Origin of the sequence: Sediminicoccus sp. KRV36 (assembly GCF_023243115.1) — a bacterium.
Lineage (GTDB): Bacteria > Pseudomonadota > Alphaproteobacteria > Acetobacterales > Acetobacteraceae > Roseococcus.
The window spans coordinates 3,637,251-3,656,685 of the sequence record NZ_CP085081.1; the positions used below are offsets into that span (position 1 = coordinate 3,637,251).

Genomic DNA, 19,435 nt, shown 5'->3' on the forward strand with positions numbered 1-19,435 from the left:
AGATCCGGCGGGCGGCCTTCACTGGGCGCCGCGCGCAGGGCACGGCGTGGCCGCCCTGCCATCAGCCTGGGTGCTTTGCGGTGCTGGGGGTGGCAGCAGCCGCCAAAACGTCAGCGCTGACGCGCCGCCGCATCCCCGACATCTGGCGTGACCGATCCGGCGAACAGACCGCGGGCGTTTTTGCCTGAAGCCATCCTGTCGCTGAAATGGGATCAGGTGGCCCTCCACCTTAAAGGCCATGAGCAAATCGACTTCGGCGGCGACGTAGGCAACAAGCGGCGTGGCGTCGCGCCCATCGTCGGCAACACAGGTCTGGTCGCCGCGCTGAAGCACGCGAAGGGATTGGCAACGTCAGACTACGTGATCGAATTCCGAGGCGAACGCATCTCAGACGTGAAGACCGCGCTATCCGCCGCCTGCCGGCGTGCTGGGATCAAGCATATCAGTGCTCACACCCTCAAACACACTTCAATCACATGGATGGTCCAGGCCGGCATGTCTTATGAAAAAATCGCCAAAGCTACGCACACGTCAAAAGAAATCATCGAGCGTGTCTATGGGCACCATAATCCAGCGTTCTTGGCAGAAGTCGCTAACGCGGTTTCGTTCTGATTATGTTCGCTCTATGTTCGATAAATGCCGTTACTTGGACTCATACTGCATTTCAATCTCGCCATTTGGGCGATAAATGAAAAAGGCGCCCCGAAGGACGCCCTAAAAAACCCAATAAACTCAGTTGGATGAGTGGCGGACCCGAATGGATTCGAACCATCGACCTCTGCCTTCGGAGGGCAGCGCTCTATCCAGCTGAGCTACGGGTCCAGACCAAGGCCTTCCTAGCCGATGCCCTGGCGGCTTGGAAGGGCTTCAGTCGCCAAAAGGATCGGGCGTGCCCTCGGGCAGGGGCACACGCGCCACGTTCAACGTCAGGCCGACCGCCGTGTAATAGCCGCAGATGCCCAGAAGCTCGACGATTCCGGGTTCGCCGAACAGGGCTTTCGCGGCCTCGAAGGCGGCGTCGCTGACATCGCCATCGGCGTGCAACTCGGTGCAGAAGCGATACACGGCGACCTCATCCGCCGCCATGTCGGCGGGGGGCTGCCCCAGGCGCACGGCTTCGGCGATTTCGGGCCGCAGCCCGCCCTCCAGGGCCAGGGGGTGGTGGGCGAACCATTCGTAGCGCGCCCGGTACCGCTTGGCGGTGATCAGGATGGCCAGTTCCGAAAGCCGGGCGGGGAAGCTGCTGCCCCAGCGCATGAAGCGCCCGGCGCGTTGCAGTGCATCGGCCATGTCGGGGCTGTGCAGCCAGGCGGGGAAAGGCCCACGCAGCCCGCCGCGGGCGCCGGCGCCGATGTGTTCCGCCACTTCGCGCTGGCGGGCCGTCATGGTTTCAGGGGTCAGGGTGGTGAAGCGGGGCATGACGTTTCCTGTTGCCTTGTTCGCGGTAGGATGCAGCCCGCTCAGGAAAACGCCAATGCCCGCGAAGAACATCCTCTTCATCATGTGCGACCAGCTGCGCTGGGATCACCTTGGCTGCGCCGGCCATCCCTTTCTCAGGACGCCCAACATGGATGCGCTGGCGGCGCGCGGCGTGCGCTTCTCCCAGGCCTATGTGCAATCCGGCATTTGCGGCCCTTCGCGGATGAGCTTCTACACCGGCCGCTACGTCGCCAGCCACGGCGCCACGCATAACCGCGTGCCGCTCAGTGTCGGCGAGGTGACGCTGGGCTGGCATCTGCGCGAGGCGGGCCGCAGCCTGGCGCTGGCCGGCAAGACGCATTTCATGCCCGATGGCCATGGCATGAAGCGCCTGCTGCTGGATGGCCAGGATGAGCTGGCCGTGCTGCTGCGCGAGGGCTGGTTCACCCTGGTGGACCGCCATGACGGCCACCACGCCGAGACCGACAGCGGCTACGCCCATTGGCTGCGCGCCCAGGGCTATGAGAGCCCCGACCCCTGGACGGATCACGTCATCGCCGTGGAGAACGACAAGGGCGAGGTGCTGAACGGCTGGAAGATGCGCCATGCCCGGCTGCCCGCCCGCGTGCGCGAGGAGCACAGCGAGACCGCCTATACGACGGACCAGGCGCTGCGCTTCATCACCGAGCAGGGCGAGAAGCCCTGGGTGCTGCACCTCTCCTATGTGAAGCCGCATTGGCCCTATATCGCGCCCGCGCCCTTTCACGCGATGTACACGCCCGAGCAATGCCTGCCGGTGCAGCGCCATGCCGATGAGCGCGGCCCCGGCATCCATCCCGTGCTGCGCGAATTCCAGAATGAGGAGGTGGCGCAAAGCTTCCAGCAGGATGCTTGCATCGCCGCCGTACGCCCCACCTATCAGGGGTTGATCGCGCAGGTGGATGCGCATCTGGGCCGCGTCTGGGCGCTGCTGGAGGCGCAGGATCGCTGGCGCGACACGATGGTGATCTTCACCAGCGACCATGGCGATTACCTGGGCGACCATTGGCTGGGCGAGAAGGAGCTGTTCCACGACTGCATCCAGCGCGTGCCCTTCCTGCTTTACGATCCCTCACCCGAAGCCGATGCCACGCGCGGCACCACGGATGCCCGCTTCGTGCAGGCGATTGACGTGGTGCCCACCATCCTGGACGCGCTGGGCTTGCCGTCGCAGCCGCATCTGCTGGAAGGCGCTTCGCTGCTGCCGCTGACGCGCGGCACCGCGACCGAATGGCGCGATGCCGTGGTGAGCGAGCTGGACTGGACCTTCCGCGGTGCCCGCCGGCGCCTGGGCCTGCCCACCGGGCAGCACCGCGCGTTCATGATTCGCGACGCGCGCTGGAAATACATCCATTGGACCAGCGGGATGCCGGCGCAGCTCTACGACCTTGTGGCTGACCCCGAGGAGTTCCACGACCTCGGCACCGATCCTGGGCTGGAGGCGGTGCGCGCCGCAATGCGCGAGAAGCTGCTGGCCTGGGCGACGGGCCTCAAATGCCGCACGACGCTGAGCTGGGCGGAGGCGGAGTTCCGCACGGACCGGCACAAGGCGGCGGGGGTGTTCTACGGCGAGTGGTAGAAGCCTTAGCGAGGGGCTCTGCCCCTCGCGCTCCCCGGCAGGGAACTTGTTCCCTGCACCCTGATTTGATGGAAGGTGCAGGAAACTCAGTTTCCTGCCGGGGAGTTTGAGGGGCAGCGCCCCTCAACGGCCCACGGCATACCCTTGCATCCCGCGCGGATTGGCACCCGCGAAGATCTGCCCATCCTTCTCCCGCCGCGCGCCGGTCAGGCGGCCTTCGCTCCAATCGCCCCCCATCTCGGCCTTGTGGCCGCGCGCGCGCAATGCGGCCAGCACCTCGGGCGCGAAGCGGCCTTCCAGGACGAGCTTTCCGGGCTTGGCGCCGCGCGGCCAGAAGCTGCTGACCCAATGCTCGGAATGGAAGGAGGGCAGGTCGATCGCCTCCTGGATATTGAAGCCATGCGCCAGCATGCGGCTCAGCATGATGGGCTGCCACTGGTCCTGCTGCTCGCCGCCGGGTGTGCCGAAGCTCATCCAGGGCTTGCCCTCGCGCAGCACCATGGAGGGGGAGAGGGTGGTGCGCGGCCGCTTGCCCGGCATCAGCCCGTTGGGCAGCGTGGGGTCCAGCCAGAACATCTGGCAGCGCGTGCCCAGGCAGAAGCCCAGCTCCGGAATGGCGGGCGAGGATTGCAGCCAGCCGGCGGAGGGCGTGGCACTCACGAAATTCCCGTCGCGGTCAATCACATCCACATGGCAGGTGTCGCCGCCGGCGGCCCCAAGGCGCGAGACGGTGGGCTCGCCCGTGCCGGCGGCCATGGCCATTTCCTCGGCGCGGCGGACGGCGGCCGCGTAATCCACGCCGCGCACCGGCAGGCCATCCGGGTTGCCCGGGCGGAATTCGAGCGAGGCGTCATGCCCGATCAGCTTGCGGCGAAGTGCGGCGTATTCGGGCGAGAGCAGCGTGGCCAGCGGCACATCCACGAAGTTCGGATCGCCATAAAACGCCTCGCGATCGGCGAAGGCGAGCTTCATCGCCTCGGTCACGTGGTGGACGTAGTCCTCGCCCACCGGGTCCATGGCGGGCAGGTCATAGCCGGCCAGCAAAGCGAGGGTTTGCAGCATGGCAGGCCCCTGGCTCCAGGCGCCGCATTTCAGGACGGTGGTGCCCTGGTAGTCGAGCGTGACCGGTGCCTCGATCCCCGCGCGCCATTGCGACATGTCATGCGCCGTGATCACGCCGGCATGGCGCTGGCCGGAGGTGTCCATGGCCGGCGTGCGGGCGAAGCGCTCGATGGCTTCCGCGACGAAGCCGCCATACCAGGTGCGGCGGGCCGCCTCGATCTCGGCCTCGCGTGAGCGGCCGGGGCCTTCGGCCTCGCGCAGCACCCGCTCATAGGTGTCGGCAAGGGTGGGGTTGGCATAGAGCTGGCCGGGCTGGGGGCCGCCATTGCGCAGCCATAAGGCGGCGGAGCTGGTCCACTCGCTCTCGAACAATGGCCGCACGGTCGCGATGGTCTGGCAGATGCGCGGGACCATATGGGCGCCGTTCCGGGCATAGCCGATGGCATAGGCCAGCACGTCGCGCAGCCGCCAGGTGCCGTGGTTCTGCAGCATGGTGGCCCAGGCGTCGAAGGCGCCGGGGATGGGGGCGGGCAGGAAGCCGGTGCCCGGCATCATGTCGAGGCCGAGTTGCCGGGTGATGTGATCAACGCTCAAGCCGGAGGGGGCCGGACCCTGGCCGCAGATGACGATCTCGCGGCCCAGGCGCGCGTCATGCAGGATGATCGGGCAATCGCCGGCCGGGCCGTTCAGATGCGGCTCCACGATCTGCAAGGTGAAGCCGGCGGCGGCCGCGGCGTCAAAGGCATTGCCCCCGCGCTCCAATACGGCCATGCCAACCTGGCTCGCCAGCCAATGCGTGGTGGCGACCGCGCCAAAGGTGCCAGCGATCTCGGGGCGGGTGGTGAACATGGGATGACCTTTCGGATGCGCGCTGATCTGGGCGAAGATGCGGTTCGCGGTCAATCGGGAGGCGGCATGTTTTGGGTGGCGGTGGCGGGGCCCTCGGGTGCCGGGAAGGACACGCTGCTGGACGCCGTCCGGGCAGAACTGGCCGGCGATCCGCGGTTTCACTTCTCCCGCCGCAGCGTAACCCGCGCCGCCACTGCGGGCGGCGAGGCGCATGAATCCCTCTCGCCCGAGGCCTTCGAAGCCGCGCTGGAAGCGGGCGCCTTCATCTTGCACTGGCGCGCCCATGGGCTCTGCTATGGCATCCGCCATGCCGAGGCGCCGGCCGGGCGCGTGGCCGTGCTCAGCCTCTCGCGCGCCATGCTGCTGGAGGCCGCCGCACTGCGCCCGCTGCGCGTGATCGAGGTGACGGCCCCCCCTGCCCTGCTGGCCGAGCGCCTGGCCCGGCGCGGGCGGGAGGATGCGACCCGGATCGAGGCGCGGCTGGCCCGCGAGATCCGCCTGCCCGAGGGGCTGCACGTCATCCAGGTGGTGAATGACGGCCCGGTGGCGCGGGGGGCCGCTGCGCTGCGCGCGGCGCTGGAAGGGGTGGCCGCTTCTTGCATCCCCCGTTCTTGCGTTGGGGCCGGTTTTCGGCCATAGCGCTGCCATCCGCGGGGATGGCCCTACGGAAATCCACACGCGGTGCTCCCTTCCTCACGGCAAGGGTCCGGTCCTGGCAAATCGCCGGGGTTTGCATCGCGGAGGCTCAACCGGACTGATTTGGAAGGTATTTTACCATGGCGATGCCAGAAGTTTCCCTGCGCCAGCTGCTCGAGGCGGGCGTGCATTTCGGCCACCACACGCGGCGCTGGAACCCGCGCATGGCGCCCTTCATCTTCGGCGTGCGCAACCAGGTGCATATCCTGGATCTGCAGCAGACCGTGCCGATGCTGGAGCGCGCGCTGCGCACCGTGCGTGACACGGTGGCCGGCGGCGGCCGCGTGCTCTTCGTGGGCACCAAGAAGGCGGCCGCGGAATATGTGGCGGAAGCCGCGACGCGCTGCGGCCAGTACTACGTGAACCACCGCTGGCTCGGCGGCATGCTGACCAACTGGAAGACCATCACGGGCTCGATCAAGCGCCTGAAGGAGATGGATGCGCGCTTGCAGGGCAACATCGAGGGCCTGACCAAGAAGGAAATCCTGATGCTGAACCGGGAGCGCGACAAGCTTGACCGCGCACTCGGCGGCATCCGCGAAATGGGCGGCCTGCCCGACATGATTTTCGTGATCGACGTGGTGAAGGAGAAGCTCGCCATCGAGGAAGCCAACACGCTCGGCATCCCCGTGGTGGCCGTGGTGGACAGCAATTGCGATCCCACCGGCGTGACCTTCCCCATCCCGGGCAATGACGACGCCATCCGCGCGATCAACCTGTATTGCGACCTCGTCGCCGCGGCCGTGTTCGACGGTATCTCGGCTGAAATGCAGGCCTCGGGCCGCGATGTCGGCGCCATGGCCGAGCCGATGGCCGAGGAGCCGGTGATCGAAGTCGCCGCCGAAGAAGCCGCAATTGCTGCCCCTGCGGCCGCGAACTGAGCCCGACACAGAAGGAGCAAGACGATGGCTGAAGTCACGGCTTCCATGGTTCGGGACCTGCGCGATGCGACGGGTGCCGGCATGATGGATTGCAAGAAGGCGCTGGTGGAAAGCGGCGGCGATATCGAGGCCGCCATTGACTGGCTGCGCAAGAAGGGCCTCTCGGCAGCCGCCAAGAAGTCCGGCCGCGTGGCCGCCGAGGGCCTGGTGGGCGTGGCCTCGGGCCCGCACGTCGCCGCGATGGTCGAAGTCAATGCCGAGACGGATTTCGTTGCGCGCAATGAGAGCTTCCAGAATTTCGTCGCCGAAGTGGCAGGGCTCGCCCTCTCCGTCGGCGAGGATATCGAGGCGCTGAAGGCCGCGACCTATCCGGGCACGCAGCACAGCACCCAGGAAGAACTCACCAAGCTGATCGCCACCATCGGCGAGAACATGACCATCCGCCGCGCCAGCGTGCTGCGCGTCTCGAAGGGCACGGTCGCCACCTACATGCACAATGCGGTCAAGCCGGGCCTCGGCAAGATCGGCGTGCTGGTGGCGCTCGAAGGCGAGAACGAGATGCAGGTGATGGAGACGCTCGGCCGTCAGATCGGCATGCATGTCGCGGCGACGCGTCCGGCAGCGCTCGATGTGAGCGCGGTCGAGCCCTCGGCGCTGGAGCGTGAGAAGGCCGTGCTGACGGAACAGGCCATGGCCTCGGGCAAGCCCGAAGCCGTGATCCAGAAGATGGTCGAAGGCCGCATCCGCAAGTTCTACGAGGAAGTGGTGCTGCTGGAGCAGGTCTGGGTGCATGACGGCGAAAGCCGGGTGAAGGCCGTGGTGGAGAAGCTCGGCCTGAAGCTGATCGGCTTCACGCGCTACCAGCTCGGCGAAGGCATCGAGAAGCAGGTGACCGACTTCGCCGCCGAAGTGGCCGCGACGGCCGGCGTTTCCTGACGCGGATCTGAAGCCCGGCCCCATGCGGGCGGGCTTTGGATGGCTTGACCATCTGCCGGCGGGCGCCAACCCCGCCGGCCCCTTCCCCTTGCCGCCCCTCTGCATCCCTCGGGAGGGGGGGGGGACGCTTGCGGCGACCCGCCCCCCTGCTATCGTTCCGCCGACCGCCCCAACCGCCAAGAAACCGGACCCCCAGATGAGCGAACCGCCACGCTACAAGCGCGTCCTGCTGAAGGTCTCGGGGGAAGCCCTGATGGGCGACAAATCCTACGGCCTGGATGTCGCGACCATGAAGGCCATCGCGCAGGATGTGGCGGGCGTCGTGGAGCTCGGCGTCGAGGTCGCGATGGTGATTGGCGGCGGCAATATCTTCCGCGGTATCGCCGGTGCGGCCACGGGCATGGATCGCGCCCAGGCCGATTACATGGGCATGCTGGCGACGGTGATGAACGCGCTGGGCATGCAATCGGCGCTGGAAAAGATCGGCGTGCAGACCCGCGTGCAATCCGCGATTGAAATGAGCTCGATCTGCGAGCCCTATATCCGCAGGCGGGCCATGCGCCACATGGAGAAAGGCCGCGTCGTGATCTTCGGCGCCGGCACGGGCAACCCCTTCTTCACCACCGATACGGCGGCAGCACTTCGCGCGGCCGAGATGGGCTGCCAGGCGCTGCTCAAGGGCACCCAGGTGGATGGCGTCTATGACAGTGACCCGCGCAAGAACCCCCATGCGGAGCGCTACACCACGCTGACCTACCTCGAGATGCTCTCGCGCGATCTGGCGGTGATGGATGCGGCGGCGATTTCGGTGGCGCGCGAAAACCATTTGCCGATCATCGTGTTCAACATCCACGAACCTGGCGCCTTCACCGCCGTGATCCGCGGCGAAGGCCGCTTCACCACCGTGACCGATCATCCCTGAAGATGCGCCGCCCCTGATCCCCATGAAGCCCTTTCCGCCAACGCCACGGCAAGGCTGCCTCGCCCTCCCGCTCGCCCCTCGAACCGTGTCTTCAGCGACAACCCCGAAAGTGTGACTGCCATGGCCGCTGCCCCACCCGACAAACAGGTTCTCAAGGCCGATCTGGTGCGCCGCATGGATGGCGCGCTGGAGACGCTGAAGAAGGAGTTCACCGGCCTGCGCACCGGCCGCGCCAGCCCCTCCCTGCTGGAGCCGATCCGCGTCGAGGCCTATGGCAACAACCAGCCGCTCAGCCAGGTGGCCAATGTCTCGGTGGCCGGGCCTTCCATGCTGCAGGTTCAGGTCTGGGACCGTTCGGTGGTGAAGGCCGTCGAGATCGCCATCCGGGATTCGGGGCTGGGGCTGAACCCGCAATCCGAAGGCCAGACCATTCGCGTCATGCTGCCGCCGCTCACCGAGCAGCGCCGCAACGAATTGGCCAAGACGGCGGCCAAGTATTCCGAAGGCTGCAAGGTCTCGATCCGCGGCGTGCGCCGGGATGGCATGGAGCAGATCAACGCCTGGAAAAAGAAATCCGAAATCGGCGAGGATGACGCGAAGCGCTGGTCGGATGAGGTGCAGAAGCTGACCGATGAGTATGTGAAGAAGATCGATGTCCTGCTCGCGGAAAAGGAAAAGGACATCAAGACCGTTTGATGAGCGCGCACCCTGCTCCTGCGGCGGGTGTGGGGGCTGAGACGCCCCGGCATGTCGCCATCATCATGGATGGCAATCGCCGTTGGGCCCAGGCACGCGGCCTGCCGGTGGCGCTTGGCCATCGGGCGGGGGCGGATGCGGCGCGGCGGGCGATCGAGGCGGCGATCGGCGCGGGCGTCACCTGGCTGACGCTCTTTGCCTTTTCCTCCGAGAACTGGTCCCGGCCGGCCGATGAGGTGCAGGAACTGACCATGCTGCTGCGGCATTATCTGCGCGCCGAGGTCACCCAGCTGAGCAAGGAAGGCGTCCGCCTGCGCGTCATCGGCGAGCGCGGGCGCTTCGGCGAGGAGACGCTGAAAGCCATGGACTCGGCGGAGGAAGTCACCGCCGGCGGGCGGCGCCTCAACCTCACCATGGCGATTTCCTACGGGGCGCGGGCCGAGATCCTGGCCGCCGCACGCGCCGTGGCCGCCGCCGCCGCCCGGGGTGAGCTGGACCCGGCCGCGCTGGATGAAGCCAGCTTCGAGCGCCATCTTTTCACCGCCGACATGCCCGACCCCGACCTCATCATCCGGACCTCGGGCGAGCAGCGCATTTCCAATTTCCTGCTCTGGCAGGCCGCCTATGCGGAGCTGATCTTCCAGCCCGTGCTCTGGCCCGATTTCGGGGTGGAGGATTTCAACGCCGCCCTGGCCGCCTATGCCGCGCGTGAGCGGCGCTTCGGCGCGCGCAGCGTGTGATGGCCCCCTGCTGATGGCCCCCCGCTGATGGCGCAGCTCGCGGATTTGCGAACACGCGTGCTGACCGCCTCCATCATCGCGCCCGCCGCCTTGCTCTGCATCTGGTGGGGCGGCGCCTGGTGGTCCGGGTTGATGCTGCTTTGCGTGGCGGGGTTGGCCTGGGAATGGGTGCGGCTCTGCGGCGGGGCGGTCACGCGCCTGCCGGGCGCGTGGGTGCCGGCCTTCGCGCTGCTTGGCGCTGGGCTGGCATTGGCCGGCTGGCCCTGGGCCGGGCTGATCGTGGTGCTGCTCGGGGCGGGGCTGGTGCATCGCCTGGCCGCCGGATTGCCCGGCTTCTGGCTGGCCTTCGGGGTGTTCTACATCGGGGTCGCCGGCATTGCCCTGCTCGAATTGCGGCATGATGGCGCGGCGGGCCGCGGCAATGTGATTTTTCTGTTCCTGGTGGTCTGGGCCTCGGATATCGGGGCCTACTTCACCGGGCGGTTCCTGGGTGGCCCCAAGCTCGCGCCTGCCATATCGCCCAACAAGACCTGGTCCGGGGCGTTGGGCGGGGTGCTGGGCGCCATGCTGGTGGGGGTGGCGGCGGCGCTGGCCCTGGGTGGCGGCAGTTCGATCATGGCCATCGCGGCCGTGGCCCTGGTGCTGGGCCTTGCCAGCCAATCCGGGGACATGTTTGAGAGCTGGATGAAGCGGCGTTTCGGCGTCAAGGATTCGTCCGCCCTGCTGCCCGGGCATGGCGGCCTGCTGGACCGGCTGGACGGCGTCCTGGCCGCGGCCCCCCTGGCGGCGTTGATCGGGCTGGCCGCCGGGCCGGGCATGCATGTGTGGAGATGGGTGTGACAGAGATTTCGGCGCGCAGCGTCACCGTGCTCGGCAGCACGGGCTCGATCGGGCGCAGCACCATGGCCCTGCTGGACGCGGCCCCCCCGGGCCGCTTCACCGTGCGCGCGCTGGTGGCCGGGCGGGATGTGGCGGCCCTCGCCGCCCAGGCCCGCGCCCACCGCGCCGAGCTGGCCGTGGTCGCGGATGAGGGCTGCTACGGCGCCTTGAAGGAGGCGCTCGCCGGCTCGGGGGTTGAGGTTGCCGCGGGGGCGGATGCGGTGATCGCCGCCGCCACCCGCCCGGCCGACTGGACCATGGCGGCCATCGTGGGGGCGGTCGGGCTGCGCAGCACACTGGCGGCGCTGACCCGCGGCGGCACCCTCGCTTTGGCCAACAAGGAAAGCCTGGTCTGCGCCGGGCAACTCGTGCTCGACCTCGCGGCCCGGCATGGCGCGACCCTGCTGCCCGTGGATTCCGAGCACAACGCCATCTTTCAGGCGCTCGACCCGCGCGATCCGCGCGTGATCGAGAAGATCATCCTCACCGCCTCGGGCGGCCCCTTTCGCGACTGGACGCTGACGCAGATGCGCGGCGCGACACCCGAGCAGGCGGTGCGCCACCCGGTCTGGTCCATGGGCGCCAAGATCAGCGTGGACAGCGCCACCATGTTCAACAAGGGGCTGGAGCTGATCGAGGCGGCGCGGCTGTTCCCCGTGCCGGCCGAACGGATCGAGGTGCTGGTGCATCGCCAATCCGCCGTGCATGGCATGGTGCAATACAGCGATGGCTCGCTGCTGGCGCAGCTCGGCTCGCCCGATATGCGCACGCCCATCGCCCATTGCCTGGCCTGGCCGGGACGGATGGCGGTGGACGTGCCACGGCTCGATCTGGCAGCCCTGGGCCGGCTGGATTTCGAGGCGCCCGACCCGGTGCGTTTCCCCGCGCTGCGCCTGGCCCGCGCGGCCCTGGCGGCGGAAGGTGGCGCGCCCTGCGTGCTGAATGCCGCCAATGAGATCGCCGTCGGCCTCTTTCTGGAGAAGCGCCTGGGCTTCCTGGACATCGCGGCCGTTGTGGAGGACACCCTCTCCGCATTGGCCGGGCGCGGCGTCGCTGATCTCGCCGCGGTGCTGGAATTGGACCAGGCGGCACGCCACATCGCAACTGGCCTGGCCGCGCACCGCGCGGCGGCCTGACGGAGCTTCAACTTGCTGGATTTCCTGCCCGATGCCGCGCGCACCATCATCGCCTTCCTGGTGGTGCTGGGCGTGCTCATTTTCTTCCACGAGCTGGGCCACTATGCCGCGGCCCGCTGGCGGCGGGTGCATGTGGATGCCTTCAGCATCGGCTTCGGCCGCGCCTTGCTGCGCTGGACCGACAAGCGCGGCACGGAATGGCGCCTCGCCTGGATTCCGCTGGGTGGCTATGTGAAGCTGCATGGCCAATCGCCCCTGGATGACACGCCGGAAGCCGAGCGCGTGCCGGAGCGCGAGGGACAGACCTTCCACAACAAGCCGGTGCTGGACCGCGCCATCGTCGTCGTGGCCGGCCCTGTTGCCAATTTCGTGCTGGCCATCCTGCTCTTTGCAGCGCTTTTCGCGACCCATGGCGCGCCGCGCGGCCTGACCACCATTGCCGCCGTCGGCCCGGGTTCCGCGGCCGAGCAGGCGGGTCTCGCACCGGGTGACGTGATTCTTTCGCTCGATGGGCAGCGCATCACCCGCTTCGAGCAGGTGCAGCGCCATATCCAGCCGCGTGCCGGGCAGGCGGTGCAGCTGCGCGTGGATCGTGACGGGCGGGAGGTCAATCTGACCGTCATTCCCGCCGCACAGGCGCGGGGCGATGCGGCGCCGGTCGGGGTGCTGGGCATCCAGGGCGGCCGGGCGCAGTTCGAGCGGCTGGGCCCGCTCGACGCCTTGTGGGCCGGCACGGTGCAGACCGCCGATGTCAGCTGGCAAACGCTGGTCGGCATCGGCGAAATGTTCGCCGGCACGCGCAGCCCCAAGGAACTGGGCGGGCCGATCCGCATTGCCGAGGTCTCGGGCGAGGCGGCGACCCTGGGCATCGTGCCACTGATCAATCTCATGGCTCTGCTCTCGGTCAGCCTCGCCTTGCTGAACCTGTTTCCGATTCCGCTGCTGGATGGCGGGCACTTGATGTTCTATGCGGCGGAAGCCATTCGTGGTCGCCCCCTGCCCCCGCGCGCGCTGGAATATGGCTTTCGCGCCGGATTCGCCGTCCTGATCGGGCTGTTTCTGTTTGCAACCTGGAATGATATCGCGCATGGCGGCATTGGTCGCTGGGTGGCGGGATGGGTCGGGTGAAGATCAAGATGCTCTCGGGGTGGCGGGCGCGGGCGCCTGAGGCTATGGTCCGGCCGCTTCCGCTGAGCCGTATCGGGATGGGTCCCTCATTGACACAGAAACTGCATCCAATCCTGCTGATCGCCGCTGGCCTCGCCATCCTGGCCCCAGCCCCCGCCGAGGCGCAGAATCGTCCGCGTCCGGCACCGGCACGCGCCGAGGTGCCCGGTGGGCCGATCAGCGCCGTCGAAGTGCGGGGCAACCAGCGCATCGAAATTGACACCATCCGCAGCTACATGCTGATCGGCCCGGGGGACGCTTACGACAGCGACCGTGTGGATCGCTCGCTGCGCAGCCTGTTCGCGACCGGCCTGTTCCGTGACGTGACGATCTCCCGCGATGGATCGCGCCTCATCGTCCAGATCGTCGAGAATCCGCTCATCAACCGCGTGGCCTTCGAGGGCAATCGCCGCGTCTCCGATGACGTGCTGCGGCCCGAAGTCCAGCTGCGTCCGCGTTCGGTCTTCACCACGCAGTTGGTGCAGGGGGACCGGCAGCGAATCCTGGATCTCTACGCGCGCCGTGGCCGCTTCGCCGCGCGGGTCGAGCCCAAGATCATTCAGCTCGACCAGAACCGCGTGGATGTCGTCTTCGAGATCACCGAGGGCGATGCGGCGCTGGTGGCGCGCGTGAATTTCGTCGGCAACCGCGCCTATTCCGATGCGCGCCTGGCCGACGTCATCTCCACCAAGGAAGCGGCCTGGTATCGCTTCCTCTCCTCCTCGGACACGTTCGACCCCGAGCGCCTGAATTTCGACCGCGAATTGCTGCGCCGCTACTATCTCCGCACCGGCTTCCCCGATGTGCAGGTCGGTGCCGCGACGGCGGAACTGGCACCGGACCGCAGCGGCTTCTTCCTGACCTACAACGTCACCGAGGGGCCGCGTTACACCTTCGGCACGGTGGAGATCACCTCGGCCTTCCCGAACCTGAATCCGGATGACCTGCGGCGCTTCGTCGAAGTCGGCTCGGGCAGCGTCTATAACGGTGACGCGGTGGAGCGGAGCGCGCAGGCCGTGGCCGATGGCGCCAATCTGCGCGGCTTCCCCTTCGTGGATGTGCAGCCGCAGATCACGCGCAACACCGAGAACAACACGATCAACATCACCTTCGCGGTGAATGAGGCGCCACGCGTCTTCGTCGAGCGCATCGACATCAACGGCAATACCCGCACCCAGGACCGTGTGATCCGGCGCGAATTCCGCCTGGCCGAGGGCGATGCCTTCAATGCGGCCCAGGTGCGCCGCTCCCGCGAGCGGCTGCGCAATCTCGGCTATTTCTCGGATGTGCAGATCGCCAATTCGCCCGGCTCCGCGCCGGACCGCACGGTGCTCACCACCCAGGTCGTCGAGCGCGCAACGGGCGAGGTCAGCATCGGCGGTGGCTATTCGACCGATGCGGGCTTCCTGGCCGATTTCGGCCTGCGTGAGCGCAACCTCTCGGGCACGGGCATTGATGGCCGCATCAACGCCACACTGGCGCAGCGCCGCAGCCAGCTGGATTTCTCGGTCACCAACCCGCAATTCCTGGACCGCAACCTCGCGGTCGGCATGGATCTCTTCTACATCCAGCGCAACCTGCAGACGGTGTCTCAGTTCAGCGAGCGCCGTGGCGGCTTCGCGCTGCGCGCGGGCTATGAATTCAACGAGCGGCTGCGGCAATCCTGGTCCTACAGCCTGATCAACCGGCAGATCTACAACATCCAGGCCGGCGCCTCGCAGTACATCCTGGAGCAGGCGGGAACCACCTTGCTCAGCCAGGTCAGCCAGACGCTGGCCTATGACACGCGTGACAACCTGATTGAGCCGCGGCGCGGCTACCTGCTGCGCCTCGGCACGGATTTCGCGGGCCTTGGCGGCGATGTGGCCTTCTTCCGCGGGCGCCTCGACGGCGCGCTGTTCCTGCCCTTCGAGCAGGTCTTCGGGCACCCGGATTACGTGCTCAGCCTGACGGGCAGCATCGGCTACATCCAGCCCTGGTCGAGCACGGCCAACCAGGAACGCATCGTGGACCGCTTCTTCCTGGGCGGCGAGAATCTGCGCGGCTTCGCGCTGGCCGGTGCTGGCCCGCGCGATCTGGGGACGAATGACGCCCTGGGCGGCCGCCGCATGTGGACGCAAAGCACGGAGATGCGTTTCCCCCTGCCCGGCATCCCTTCGGAGATCGGCCTGCTCGGGCGTGCCTTCGTGGATGTCGGCGCGCTCTGGGATACGGTCTCGGGCACCAATATCGGCACCACCTCCTCGCCGCGGGTCGGCACGGGCGTCGGCATCTCCTGGCGGAGCCCCTTCGGCCTGATCAACATCGATCTGGCCCAGGCCGTGGTGAAGCAATCCTACGACCAGACCCAGATTTTCCGTTTCGGCTTCGGCACGCGCTTCTGAGCGCGCAGACAGGTACACGACATGACATCTTTCAGAACCGCGCTGGCCTTGATGCTGGCCGTGGCATCGGCTCCGGCCTTCGCGCAGCAGAACCAGGAATGGTTCGTGCCGGGCCAGGGTGGCCAGCGGGCCCAGGGGCAGCCCCAACCCCAGCCGCGTCCCGGCCAGGCCCAGCCCGCCCAACGCCCGCCGCAGCCGCAGCAGCGGCCGGCCGCCTTGCCGCCCGGCTCCCCGCCGCCGGCCGCCCTCATCGGCATCGTGGATATTCCTGAAATCCAGCGCCTCTCCACCGCCTTCAACCAGGTGCGCGAGGAAATCGAACGCCGCCGCACGCGCCTGAATGACGACCTCCAGCGCGAGCAGAATGGCTGGCGTGAGGCGCAGCAGGCCCTGGCCGTGCAGCGCACGCAGATGACGCCGGACCAGATCCGCAACCGCGAACGTGAGCTGCAGGACCGCATTACCGACAGCCAGCGCATCTTCCGCAATCGCAGCCAGGCGATCGAGCAGGCGGCGCAGCAATCCCTGATGCAGATTGAGGAAGCGCTGGCCGGAATCGTTCGCCAGGTGGCCTCAAGCCGCAATGTGAACATCGTCATCCCGCGCCCGCTGGTGATCATGAATGACCCGGCTTTCGACCTGACCGAGGAAGTGGCGCAGCAATTCAACCGGACACTCCGGCAGGTGACGATCGCGCCCGATTCCGACGGTTCCGCGCCGCCAGCCGCCCCTGCCGCACCGACCGCGCGCCCGGCAGCGCCCCCGCAGCCCGCAGCACCGCCGCAGCGGCGCAACTGATCGCCCTCCGGCAGATGCGACGAGCCCGGCATGGCGGATGATCCGCGCTTCCTGGGGCCTGCCCGGCCACTGACCCTCGCGGCCATCCTGGCCGCTTCAGGCGGACAGCCGGGCGGCGATGCCGGCGCTGATGCCGGGCGGGTGTTTGCGGGCGTGGCCCCGCTCTCGACGGCCACGCCGGACCAGGTGAGCTATTGCGAAAGCCGCGCCTATGCCCAGACGCTGGCCGAGTCCCAAGCGGGTCTGGTGCTGGTCCCGGGTGAATTCGCGGCCCAGGTGCCGGCGGGCTGCATCGCGGTGATTTGCCGCAACCCTGCCCTGGCCTTCGGGCTGGTCGCGGCCCAGTTCCACCCGAAGCCAAGCCCGGACGGGCAGATCCATCCCTCGGCGACCATTCACCCCGAGGCGCGGATTGGCGCCGGCACCGAAATCGGCCCCCATGCCGTGATCGAGGCCGGGGCCGAAATCGGCCGGAATTGCCGCATCGGGCCCTTCGCCCTGATCGGTCATCATGTGGTCCTGGGGGATGATTGCGTCATCCACAGCCATTGCAGCGTGACCCATGCCGTGCTCGGCCGGGGCGTCGTGCTGCATCCGGGGGCACGGATCGGTCAGGAGGGCTTCGGCTTCACCGTCACCGAGGATGGCCGCTTCGTCACCGCCCCGCAGCTGGGCTCCGTCAGGCTCGGGGATGGCGTCGAGATCGGTGCCAATAGTTGCGTGGATCGCGGCAGCCTGGGCGAGACGGTGCTCGGCCCTGGCACAAGGCTCGATAACCTCGTTCAGGTCGGCCATAATGTGCGGACCGGGCGCGGCTGCATCCTGGTGGCGCAGGTCGGCGTCTCCGGCTCCACCACGCTGGGCGACTACGTGACGGCGGGCGGCCAGTCCGGCTTTGCGGGACATTTGAAGATTGGCAGCAAGGTGCGGATCGGCGCCCAGGCGGGTGTGATGAACGACATCCCGCCGGGCATCGAAATCCTAGGCTCCCCGGCGGCCCCCAAGAAGGAAGTCATTCGCTCCATGCTCGTCCTGAAGCGCCTCAGCAGCGAAACCCGCATTGCCAGCAAGCCAAGATCGGAGTGATGGACATGGATGAGGCCGCCCCCGCGCCGACTGTGATCGGCAGCTACAACATCGCGCAGATCATGCAGGCGATCCCGCATCGCTATCCCTTCCTGCTGATTGACCGGGTGGTGGACCTGGTGATCGGCGAATCCGCCATCGGCGTGAAGAACGTCTCCATCAACGAGAATTTCTTCCAGGGTCACTTCCCCTCCGAGCCCGTCATGCCCGGCGTGCTGCTGATCGAGAGCATGGCGCAGACTGCGGCCGTGCTGGTGGTCGCCACGCTGGGTCCGGCGGCCGAGGGCAAGCTGGTGTATTTCATGTCCATCGAGGGTGCGAAGTTCCGGCGCCCCGTGGTGCCGGGCGACCAGGTCATGGTCCATGTGACGAAAGTGCAGCGACGGATGAATGTGTGGAAATTCTCGGGCCAGGCCAAGGTGGACGGCCAGATCGTGGCTGAGGCGACCTACGCCGCCATGATCCGGGACCGGTGAGCCCCGTGGATCGCATCTCAGGCACGGCCCATATCCACCCCTCCGCCATCATCGAACCCGGCGCGCGGATCGGTGCCGGCTGCCGCATCGGCCCGTTCTGCATCGTCGGCGCCGCCGTCGTGCTTGAGGAGGGCGTCGAGCTCACTTCCCATGTGGTGATCGAGGGCATCACCACCATCGGGGCCGAAGCGCGGCTCTCGCCCTTCGCCTCGGTCGGCCTGCCGCCGCAGGACCTGAAGTACAAGGGCGAGCCCACGGGTGTCGTCGTCGGCGCGCGCACGCAGCTGCGCGAGCATGTCACGGTGCATCGCGGCAGCGTCGGCGGTGAGGGCATGACCCGGATCGGCAGCGATTGCCTGCTGATGGCCTGCAGCCATGTCGGTCATGACAGCCGCCTGGAGGACCGCGTGATCCTCGCCAACAACGTCATGCTGGGCGGGCATGTGCAGTTGGGCGAGCAATGCTTCCTGGGCGGCGGCGCGGCCATCCACCAATTGGTCCGCGTCGGGCGCCACGCGATGGTGGGCGGCCTGGCCGGCGTCACGAACGACATCCCGCCCTTCGGCAATGTCTTTGGCTTGCCCGCCCGCCTGGTCGGGCTGAATGTGGTGGGGCTGCGCCGCCGCGGCTTCTCGCGCGAGAATCTGCACGCGCTGCGCTCCGCCTTCCGGCTGCTGTTCCGCGACCCCGGCACCTTCGCCGCCCGCATGGACGCAGCCGAGCAGCGCTTCGCCGGTGACGCGCTGGTGGAGGAGGTGCTGGCCTTCCTGCGCTCGGCCGATCGCAAGCGCGAATTGATCCGCCCGGGCCGCATGGCCGCCGAATTGGGTGGTGACGAGGAAGAGGCTTGAAGCTCGGCCTGCTGGCCGGCGGCGGTCCCTTCCCGGCCCGTGTGGCCGAGGCCGCCATCGCTCGCGGCCATGAGGTGTTCGTCGTCCTTCTGCGCGATTTCTATGATGCGCCGGAATTGCGCGCCTATCCCCATATGGAGGAGCGCGTGGGGGCCGGAGGGGCCATCATCCAGCGGCTGCGCGCCGAGGGCGTCACGCATCTGGTGCTCTGCGGCAAGGCGAGCCGCATCTCACCGCTGACGCTGTGGCCCGATGCCTGGATGGCGCGGGTCATCGCCCGGCTGGGCAAGGCGATATTTGCCGGCGATGACACGCTGCTGCGCAACTTCATCGGCATCCTGGGCGAGGAGGGGTTCGAGGTGATCGCCCCGCAATCCCTGCTGCCCGCCAGCTTCGCCAACCCGGGCCTGCTCGCTGGGGAAGCGCCAGACGAATTGGCGCGGGCCGATATCATCCGCGGCATCGGCGTGTTGCGGGCGCTGGCGGATCATGATGTGGGGCAATCCGTCGTCGTTCAGCAGGGGCTGATCCTGGGGATCGAGGCGGTGGAGGGCACGGATGCGCTGCTGGCCCGCGCGGGCAGCCTGCGCCGGGACGGGCCTGGTGGAGTGCTGGTCAAGCTCGCCAAGCCGCAGCAGGAATTGCGGGTGGATGCGCCGGTGGTGGGCTCCATCACTGTGGCCCACGCGGCCGATGCGGGCTTGCGCGGCATCGCCATCGAGGCCGGGCGCACCATATTGGCCGATGGCGAAGGGCTGCTCGCCGCCGCCCGCAAGCGCGGGATTTTCGTGCTGGCGATCCAACCCGAAGAATTTGCACGCTCGGCCTGAGCGTGCCGT

General features: G+C 67.9%; 19 protein-coding genes and 1 tRNA gene. 17 read left to right on the forward strand and 3 right to left on the reverse strand.

Annotated features, from left to right (window positions below):
- Nucleotides 1-147: 147 nt before the first annotated feature.
- Nucleotides 148-612 (forward strand): tyrosine-type recombinase/integrase, encoded by a 465-nt coding sequence (locus LHU95_RS17140; protein WP_248708172.1) that lies wholly within the window; start codon nt 148-150, stop codon nt 610-612.
- Between the two features lie 133 nt (nt 613-745).
- On the opposite strand, the gene LHU95_RS17145 is transcribed toward LHU95_RS17140, so the two are convergent.
- Together LHU95_RS17145 and LHU95_RS17150 are read right to left on the reverse strand one after the other, a co-directional pair.
- A tRNA-Arg gene (locus LHU95_RS17145) sits at nt 746-822 on the reverse strand.
- 45 nt (nt 823-867) lie between these two features.
- Entirely contained in the window at nt 868-1,419 is a 552-nt protein-coding gene (locus tag LHU95_RS17150; RefSeq protein ID WP_248708173.1) for a carboxymuconolactone decarboxylase family protein, read from the reverse strand.
- 55 nt (nt 1,420-1,474) lie between these two features.
- On the opposite strand from LHU95_RS17150, the gene LHU95_RS17155 reads away from it, so the two are divergent.
- Nucleotides 1,475-3,037 (forward strand): sulfatase-like hydrolase/transferase, encoded by a 1,563-nt coding sequence (locus tag LHU95_RS17155; RefSeq protein WP_248708174.1) that lies wholly within the window; start codon nt 1,475-1,477, stop codon nt 3,035-3,037.
- A gap of 123 nt (nt 3,038-3,160) precedes the next feature.
- On the opposite strand, the gene LHU95_RS17160 is transcribed toward LHU95_RS17155, so the two are convergent.
- Nucleotides 3,161-4,948 carry a gamma-glutamyltransferase family protein gene (locus tag LHU95_RS17160; protein ID WP_248708175.1) on the reverse strand — a complete coding sequence of 596 codons (1,788 nt, stop codon included), beginning with the start codon at nt 4,946-4,948 and terminating at the stop codon, nt 3,161-3,163.
- Nucleotides 4,949-5,014: 66 nt separating this feature from the next.
- On the opposite strand from LHU95_RS17160, the gene LHU95_RS17165 reads away from it, so the two are divergent.
- From LHU95_RS17165 to lpxI, 15 genes are all read left to right on the forward strand, one after another.
- Nucleotides 5,015-5,587 (forward strand): phosphonate metabolism protein/1,5-bisphosphokinase (PRPP-forming) PhnN, encoded by a 573-nt coding sequence (locus tag LHU95_RS17165; protein ID WP_248708176.1) that lies wholly within the window; start codon nt 5,015-5,017, stop codon nt 5,585-5,587.
- A gap of 137 nt (nt 5,588-5,724) precedes the next feature.
- Nucleotides 5,725-6,525, forward strand: a complete 801-nt coding sequence (gene rpsB, locus LHU95_RS17170) for a 30S ribosomal protein S2 (protein ID WP_248708177.1) — start codon at nt 5,725-5,727, stop codon at nt 6,523-6,525.
- A gap of 24 nt (nt 6,526-6,549) precedes the next feature.
- The gene (gene tsf, locus LHU95_RS17175) at nt 6,550-7,461 is read left to right on the forward strand and encodes a translation elongation factor Ts (RefSeq protein WP_248708178.1); all 912 of its coding nucleotides are present in this window, start codon (nt 6,550-6,552) and stop codon (nt 7,459-7,461) included.
- A 196-nt stretch (nt 7,462-7,657) separates the two neighbouring features.
- Nucleotides 7,658-8,383, forward strand: a complete 726-nt coding sequence (pyrH, locus tag LHU95_RS17180; RefSeq protein ID WP_248708179.1) for a UMP kinase — start codon at nt 7,658-7,660, stop codon at nt 8,381-8,383.
- A gap of 120 nt (nt 8,384-8,503) precedes the next feature.
- Nucleotides 8,504-9,079, forward strand: a complete 576-nt coding sequence (gene frr / locus LHU95_RS17185; protein ID WP_248708180.1) for a ribosome recycling factor — start codon at nt 8,504-8,506, stop codon at nt 9,077-9,079.
- Complete coding sequence (uppS, locus tag LHU95_RS17190) at nt 9,079-9,819, forward strand: polyprenyl diphosphate synthase (protein ID WP_248708181.1); 741 nt, start codon at nt 9,079-9,081, stop codon at nt 9,817-9,819. The genes frr and uppS overlap by 1 nt, the downstream gene beginning before the upstream one ends.
- A gap of 27 nt (nt 9,820-9,846) precedes the next feature.
- Nucleotides 9,847-10,659, forward strand: coding sequence for a CDP-archaeol synthase (locus tag LHU95_RS17195; protein WP_248708182.1), 813 nt, complete (start codon nt 9,847-9,849; stop codon nt 10,657-10,659).
- On the forward strand, nt 10,650-11,834 hold the full coding sequence (gene dxr, locus LHU95_RS17200; protein ID WP_248708183.1) for a 1-deoxy-D-xylulose-5-phosphate reductoisomerase: 1,185 nt from the start codon (nt 10,650-10,652) through the stop codon (nt 11,832-11,834). The genes LHU95_RS17195 and dxr overlap by 10 nt, the downstream gene beginning before the upstream one ends.
- Nucleotides 11,835-11,849: 15 nt before the next feature.
- Complete coding sequence (rseP, locus tag LHU95_RS17205; protein WP_248711579.1) at nt 11,850-12,962, forward strand: RIP metalloprotease RseP; 1,113 nt, start codon at nt 11,850-11,852, stop codon at nt 12,960-12,962.
- An 89-nt stretch (nt 12,963-13,051) separates the two neighbouring features.
- Entirely contained in the window at nt 13,052-15,385 is a 2,334-nt protein-coding gene (gene bamA, locus LHU95_RS17210; protein ID WP_248708184.1) for an outer membrane protein assembly factor BamA, read from the forward strand.
- A gap of 21 nt (nt 15,386-15,406) precedes the next feature.
- The gene (locus LHU95_RS17215; protein ID WP_248708185.1) at nt 15,407-16,183 is read left to right on the forward strand and encodes an OmpH family outer membrane protein; all 777 of its coding nucleotides are present in this window, start codon (nt 15,407-15,409) and stop codon (nt 16,181-16,183) included.
- A gap of 30 nt (nt 16,184-16,213) precedes the next feature.
- Nucleotides 16,214-17,269 (forward strand): UDP-3-O-(3-hydroxymyristoyl)glucosamine N-acyltransferase, encoded by a 1,056-nt coding sequence (lpxD, locus tag LHU95_RS17220; protein WP_248708186.1) that lies wholly within the window; start codon nt 16,214-16,216, stop codon nt 17,267-17,269.
- A complete protein-coding gene (fabZ, locus tag LHU95_RS17225; RefSeq protein ID WP_248708187.1) occupies nt 17,269-17,745 on the forward strand; it encodes a 3-hydroxyacyl-ACP dehydratase FabZ in 477 nt (158 codons plus the stop codon). The genes lpxD and fabZ overlap by 1 nt, the downstream gene beginning before the upstream one ends.
- A 5-nt stretch (nt 17,746-17,750) precedes the next feature.
- Complete coding sequence (lpxA, locus tag LHU95_RS17230) at nt 17,751-18,596, forward strand: acyl-ACP--UDP-N-acetylglucosamine O-acyltransferase (protein WP_248708188.1); 846 nt, start codon at nt 17,751-17,753, stop codon at nt 18,594-18,596.
- Nucleotides 18,593-19,426 (forward strand): UDP-2,3-diacylglucosamine diphosphatase LpxI, encoded by an 834-nt coding sequence (gene lpxI / locus LHU95_RS17235; protein ID WP_248708189.1) that lies wholly within the window; start codon nt 18,593-18,595, stop codon nt 19,424-19,426. Before lpxA ends, lpxI begins: the two co-directional genes overlap by 4 nt.
- The last annotated feature ends 9 nt before the right edge of the window (nt 19,427-19,435 follow it).

What these genes read in the sequence shown, in the direction of transcription:
- LHU95_RS17150 (WP_248708173.1), bottom strand. Translation starts at nt 1,419, where the DNA reads ATGCCCCGCTTCACCACCCTGACCCCTGAAACCATGACGGCCCGCCAG.
- LHU95_RS17155 (WP_248708174.1), top strand. Translation starts at nt 1,475, where the DNA reads ATGCCCGCGAAGAACATCCTCTTCATCATGTGCGACCAGCTGCGCTGG.
- LHU95_RS17160 (WP_248708175.1), bottom strand. Translation starts at nt 4,948, where the DNA reads ATGTTCACCACCCGCCCCGAGATCGCTGGCACCTTTGGCGCGGTCGCC.
- LHU95_RS17165 (WP_248708176.1), top strand. Translation starts at nt 5,015, where the DNA reads ATGTTTTGGGTGGCGGTGGCGGGGCCCTCGGGTGCCGGGAAGGACACG.
- rpsB (WP_248708177.1), top strand. Translation starts at nt 5,725, where the DNA reads ATGGCGATGCCAGAAGTTTCCCTGCGCCAGCTGCTCGAGGCGGGCGTG.
- tsf (WP_248708178.1), top strand. Translation starts at nt 6,550, where the DNA reads ATGGCTGAAGTCACGGCTTCCATGGTTCGGGACCTGCGCGATGCGACG.
- pyrH (WP_248708179.1), top strand. Translation starts at nt 7,658, where the DNA reads ATGAGCGAACCGCCACGCTACAAGCGCGTCCTGCTGAAGGTCTCGGGG.
- frr (WP_248708180.1), top strand. Translation starts at nt 8,504, where the DNA reads ATGGCCGCTGCCCCACCCGACAAACAGGTTCTCAAGGCCGATCTGGTG.
- uppS (WP_248708181.1), top strand. Translation starts at nt 9,079, where the DNA reads ATGAGCGCGCACCCTGCTCCTGCGGCGGGTGTGGGGGCTGAGACGCCC.
- LHU95_RS17195 (WP_248708182.1), top strand. Translation starts at nt 9,847, where the DNA reads ATGGCGCAGCTCGCGGATTTGCGAACACGCGTGCTGACCGCCTCCATC.
- dxr (WP_248708183.1), top strand. Translation starts at nt 10,650, where the DNA reads ATGGGTGTGACAGAGATTTCGGCGCGCAGCGTCACCGTGCTCGGCAGC.
- LHU95_RS17215 (WP_248708185.1), top strand. Translation starts at nt 15,407, where the DNA reads ATGACATCTTTCAGAACCGCGCTGGCCTTGATGCTGGCCGTGGCATCG.
- lpxD (WP_248708186.1), top strand. Translation starts at nt 16,214, where the DNA reads ATGGCGGATGATCCGCGCTTCCTGGGGCCTGCCCGGCCACTGACCCTC.
- fabZ (WP_248708187.1), top strand. Translation starts at nt 17,269, where the DNA reads ATGGACATGGATGAGGCCGCCCCCGCGCCGACTGTGATCGGCAGCTAC.